Below are 5,401 nucleotides of genomic sequence, written 5' to 3'. Positions count from 1 at the left end.
GCTCCACAGCAGATGCGCCCGTGAGCGCAACTCGTCGGTGTGTCCGTCGGGGCCGCCGATGGCGAAGGCGAGTTCGCCCGTTCCGCCGAGCGCCTGTCCGTCCAGATAGTCGCTGAGCTTTTCGCTGGAAAACTGCCTGCCGCGTGGGTCAAGCAGAATCAGCGGACTTTTGCCTGCCGCCCTCAGCACCGCTTCGCTCTCGGCCTGCTGCGTTTTGCCCGTCACCCGGCTGACCTGAAGTTTGTGGTAGCGCCGCAGCCGCTTTTCATACTCGTCCCAGCCTGCGCGGGCATAGGCGAGTTTGGGTTCTCCGACGGTGATGAGGTGCAGGCGCATAGGTTACAGGGTAAGGCCCACTTCCCTCACCTCTTCACCCGCTGAACCTTCCGCACCTGTTCCTGCAAAGCCTGAAGGGTGTCTGCCCCAGGTTCGCGCCCGTAGCGCAGGCGGTTGAAGGTCTGCACGATGGCGTGGAGCAGTTCGGCCTGTTCGGGAGACTGGGCGGCGGCCCGCTGGGCATAGGCGCTGGGCGTTTCGCCGGGGCCACGCGCCAGCCCCAGCCGCTGCGTGAGGGTGTAGAGGGCCAGCAGCGCCGGGTCACGCGGGCGGGCCGAGCGGCGCAGGAAGGCCAGCGCGGGCAGCAACAGCAGCCCCGCCAGGGCCAGCAGGCCCAGCAGGTACAGCGGCGAAGTGGTGTCCCGCACACCCAGGCGCGACAGCAGCGAACGTTGTTGCTCGCCGTCGTAGCTGGCGACCCAGGTGTTCCACTGGTTTTGCAGGGCGTCGAAGCGCAGTTTCAGTTGCTCCAGCCGGGTTTTTTGCAGCGGGGCAGCGGCGCGGGGCTGGGCCAGGGCCGTCGTCAGGTCGGTGCGAATGCGGGCGGGCGCGACGGCGGCGGTGGGGTCCACCCGCACCCAGCCTTCGCCTTCCAGCCAGACCTCGTTCCAGGCATGGGCGTTTTGCTGGCGCACGATGAGGTAGCCGCCGTTGGGGTTGACCTCGCCGCCCTGATAGCCGCCGACCACCCGCGCCGGAACGCCCGCCGCCCGCATCAGCACCGCGAAGGCACTCGAATAGTGTTCGCAAAAGCCCTGACGCGTGCCGAACAAGAAGGCGTCCACCCGGTTCTCGGCAGGCAGTGTGGGCGGGGAAAGGGTGTAGCTGAAGTTGTTGTTTTGCAGGTACGCCAGCGCGGCCTGTACCCGTTGCCGGGGTTCCAGCGTGCGCCACTGCGCGGCCAGGGCCAGGGCCTGCGGATTCTGTCCGGCGGGGAGCAGCAGGTCGAAGTCGAGGCGCTCGCTGCTTTCTATGCGGCCCAGGCGGGCAGCGCGACTTTGCCAGTCGTAGCGCGTACGCAGACCGCTGGGCCGCAGCGTCACCGTCTGAAAGCCCGAGGTCAGTATCGTCGGGCGTGGATAATTCATCGGCACGTCCAGGGTCAGCAGCCAGGGCTTGCCGCTCGGTTCCAGCGTGGTGGTGTACGTCCACAGGGGGGCCGTAGCAATGGGTTCGACGGAAGGATTGGCGAAGCGCCGCCGCACCTGCGTCCAGCGTTCGCCGTCGTAGTTTTCGTAGACCGGGCCGCGCCAGTACAGTTCGTCCTGCGGCGGCAGCTCGCCGCTGAAATCGGCGCGGAAGGCCACCTCGGTGCTCTGGGCCAGGTTGCTGAATTCGCCCGCCGTGATTTCGTCGGCCAGTCCGGTGCGCGCCCCCTGCTGCACGGGCAATTGCCACAGCGGGCCGTCTGGACGCGGAAAAAACACGAACAGCAGCACGGTCATGGGCAGCGAGAGCAGCAGCAGCCGTCCAGTCTGACCCAGCAGCGGGCGCGGCAGCAGGTTCAGGCCACCGTCCGGATTCATCCAGCGGGCCGCCGCCGAGAGCAGCAGCGTGGTCGCCAGCAGCACGTGCAGCGCCGTCAGTGGCCCTTGGTCGTGGAAAAAGTGCGTGCTGACGATGAACAGGCCCAGCAAAGAGAGCAGCCGGGCGTCGCGCACCGTGCCCGTTTCGGCGGCCTTGAGTGCCAGCAGCAGCGCCAGAATCGCCGTGCCGCCGTCCGCGCCCAGCAGGGTTCCGTAGTGGCTGTTCAGCCCCAGCCCCGCGCCCACCGCCAGCAGGCCCAGCAGCAACGGGGGCAGCGGCGCGAGGCGGCGGGCGGGTTCGGCTTGCAGGCCACGGTAGGTCAGCAGCCCCAGAATCAGCAGGCTGCTCCAGAACGGGGAACGCAACAGCCCCGGCACCAACGCCACGCCCAGCGCCAGCAGCGAAAATTGCAGCGGCGTGGTGGGCAGAGGGAGCGCCGCCACAGCAGGAGCTGCCGGGCCACCCAACCAGGCGGGCCGCGCCAGAAAGTCCGAAGAGGGTTTTTCGACAGGGGCAGCGGGGAGGGGCGGATGCAGGGCCAAGGCGTGCAGCGCGGCGCGAACCTGACCCTCCCCTGCGCCAACAGGGAGCGTGCGCTCCGGCAGCGACAGGCGAAAGGGCGTCTGCGTGCTGCGGGCCAGCGCGACCCAGCCCGCCAGCCGCGAGAGCCGCGCCTCGGTGTCGCCGCTGGTCGCCGCCCAGTCCAGCGCCAGCGCCCGGCCCAGCGGAGAGTCGAACTCGCGGGTCACGAGTTGCCCGGTGCGGGCGGCGTGTCGCCAGGATATCAGCCGGGGCGCGTCGCCCGCCGCGTAGGGGCGCAGTCCGGCAAAGTCGTCCGAGCCGCTCATGCGCTGCCCGGTGTCGCCTTCGCCCGCTGCCGCCAGCGTGGGCGGGGCAGGCGGGGCCGGTTCGGGGGCCGGAGCCACCAGCGCCTCGGCCTCGACCTGCGCGGCGCTGCGGGCCAGCCACAGCCCGAAGGAGTCCAGCGCGAAAACTTCGGCCCGCAGCGTGAGCGGGCCACGGCGCGGCTGCGGCAGGGTCAGCGGCAGATGCTGGGTCTCGCCGCCGTCCAGATACGCCCAGGCGTCCACCGTTTCCGTGCCCGCCAGACCGCGTACCTGCACCCTTCCCGCACCGCCCGTCTGCGTGACCTGGGCGCTGAAGGTGACGGGGTGGGCGGCGGTGGCCTCGGCAGGCGCGTGCAGCGCCAAGCTGAGGCTGCGGGCCAGCCGCCGGGCCTGCGCCGCACCCGTGACCCACACCGCACTCAGCAAAAAGGTCAGGCCGTAGCCCAGGCTCAGGCCGTAATTGATGCAGCCGATCAGGGTCAGGACGGTCAGGCCCAAAAACGCCCAGCCAAAGCGGGTGGGCCGCAGCAGCGACAGAGCAGCAAGGTTCATTCGGAATTCGCCGCCCACTTCAGGGAATCGGGGTGTCGCGCAGCAGCGCCGCCATCACGTCCTGTACCCGCGCCGCCGGGTCGCGCAGGGGCAGACGGTGGGCCGCCAGCGCCGGAAAAATGGCCTGCACGTCTTCGGGCAGCACCATGTCGCGCCCGGCGAGGTAGGCCCAGGCGCGTGCCGCCGCCAGGAGCGCCAACAATGCGCGGGGGCTGAGGCCACCCACCAGCGCGGGATGCTCGCGGGTGGCGCGGGCCAGCAGTTGCAGGTAGTCCAGCAGGGCGGGCGCGGCGTGAACCTCGTCCACCTCGCGCTGCGCCCGCAGCAGGGTCGCCGGGTCGAGCACCGCTTCCAGGTGGCGCACCGTCTGCCCGCGTCCGCCCGTTTCCAGCAGTTCGCGCTCGGCGCGGGCATCGGGGTAGCCCAGCGTGACCGTCAGCAAAAAGCGGTCGAGCTGAGCCTCGGGCAGCGGCGACGTGCCCACGAAGGCCGCCGGGTTCTGGGTCGCAATCACGAAAAAGGGGTCGGGCAGCGGGCGGGTCACGCCGCCTTCGGAGACTTGCCGCTCCTCCATCGCTTCCAGCAGCGCGCCCTGCGTGCGTGGCGTGGCGCGGTTGATTTCGTCGGCCAGCAGCAGCTCGGAAAAAATCGGCCCCGGCTGAAAGTGAAAGCTGCGACTCGGCGCGTCCCAGATGCTCACGCCCAGCAGGTCGGCGGGGAGCAGGTCAGAGGTGAACTGCACCCGCCGAAACCCCAGGCCGAGGGTGCGGGCCAGCGCCTGCGCCAGCGTGGTCTTGCCGACGCCGGGCTGGTCTTCAATCAGCAGGTGACCCCGCGCCAGCAGGCAGGCCAGCGCCAGCCGCAGTTGCGTGGGCTTGCCCAGAATGACCGTATCCAGTTGCTCCAGCGCCCGCTGAACGGCGGCGTGGGCGTTCGGGGCCAGGGCCGTCTGCGGGGCAGCAAGGGACGAAATGCTCGACATACCTTCCACCTTACGGCCCGCGTCTCACAGAAATGGGACGCGCCCCCGCAAACGCGGCGAAAACTGGGGTCTGACAGGGGGAGGGGCGTCCTTCATTTAGTCATCAGGTAATTTAAGACAAACGAATTTTTCTCTCTATATCGTTCAAAACTCCTATAACTCATCCTGAATATCTCTCTGAATATTGCCCCTCACAGGTACCCGAGAAGTTTTCTGACAGAGCCACCGACCTTCCAGTGCCGCTTCCCATTCCCTGCGATACCCAGAAACATCGTCCACGACGCACTCGATGACAAAACACGCGGGCGAAATGGGTCAGTGACATTTAGGAATGGGCGCTGTAAAGGGACAGAGAGGAGGTGCTCGGTACCTTGGGGTCACTTCAGGCCACGGTCCACACCGTGAGACTCACTTCAGGAGATCCCCCTCATGACCACCAAACTGCTCCCCCTGCTCGCCCTCCCCGTCCTCTTCCTCGCCTCCTGCGGCGGCCCCTCCACCCCCACCGCGCCCAGCGCCGTCGGCTCCAACACCACCAGCGCCGTCACCACCCCCGTCAGCACCATCAAGGACGCGGGCAGCCAGTCGCGCAGCAGCGAAGAACAGGCCGTCTTCGAACAGCTCAACGCGGCCCGCGCCACGGGCCGCACCTGCGGCTCCAAGTTCATGCCCGCCGCCCCCGCCGTCACCTGGAACGGCTACCTCGCCGCCGCCGCCAAGACCCACGCCGAGGACATGGCCGCCAAGGGCTACTTCGGCCACAAGTCCCCCGATGGCCGCACCCCTTCGATGCGTGCCGAAGCCGCTGGCTACAACGGCTGGGTGGAAATCGGTGAGAACATCGCCGCCGGGTACACCGTGCGCGACGTGATCCAGGGCTGGCTCGACAGCCCCAGCCACTGCGAAACGCTGATGGACCCCGCGCTGAAGGAAGTGGGCATGAGCTACGTGTACAAGCCCGGCAGCAAGTTCGGCACCTACTGGGTGCAGGACTTCGGCACCCGCTGAAGTGAAAAGGCGCACCGAAGGGCCTGAAGCCTTCTGCGCCACTTGAACCGAACATCGGATTGGGCGACCCAGTGAGGGGGGTCGCCCAATCCTCTTTGGCTCATAGTGGATTCCGGGGAGCTGAGGTGAGCAAGAGAGACAGGAGTGG

4 protein-coding genes are annotated in these 5,401 nt (G+C 68.4%); 1 reads left to right on the top strand and 3 read right to left on the bottom strand.

Annotated features, from left to right (window positions below):
- The 3 genes from Q4C89_RS13720 to Q4C89_RS13710 form a co-directional block, all read right to left on the bottom strand.
- A partial coding sequence (locus Q4C89_RS13720; RefSeq protein WP_303103185.1) for a 23S rRNA (pseudouridine(1915)-N(3))-methyltransferase RlmH occupies positions 1-336 on the bottom strand: 336 nt, incomplete at its 3' end.
- A gap of 26 nt (positions 337-362) precedes the next feature.
- Complete coding sequence (locus tag Q4C89_RS13715; protein WP_303103184.1) at positions 363-3,263, bottom strand: transglutaminaseTgpA domain-containing protein; 2,901 nt, start codon at positions 3,261-3,263, stop codon at positions 363-365.
- 19 nt (positions 3,264-3,282) lie between these two features.
- Positions 3,283-4,245 (bottom strand): MoxR family ATPase, encoded by a 963-nt coding sequence (locus tag Q4C89_RS13710; RefSeq protein WP_303103183.1) that lies wholly within the window; start codon positions 4,243-4,245, stop codon positions 3,283-3,285.
- Positions 4,246-4,674: 429 nt separating this feature from the next.
- On the opposite strand from Q4C89_RS13710, the gene Q4C89_RS13705 reads away from it, so the two are divergent.
- Positions 4,675-5,253, top strand: coding sequence for a CAP domain-containing protein (locus tag Q4C89_RS13705; protein WP_303103182.1), 579 nt, complete (start codon positions 4,675-4,677; stop codon positions 5,251-5,253).
- Positions 5,254-5,401 lie beyond the last annotated feature (148 nt).

This window comes from Deinococcus sp. (genome assembly GCF_030523985.1).
Taxonomy (GTDB): Bacteria; Deinococcota; Deinococci; order Deinococcales; family Deinococcaceae; genus Deinococcus.
This window is presented reverse-complemented; position numbering and strand designations above follow the sequence as displayed.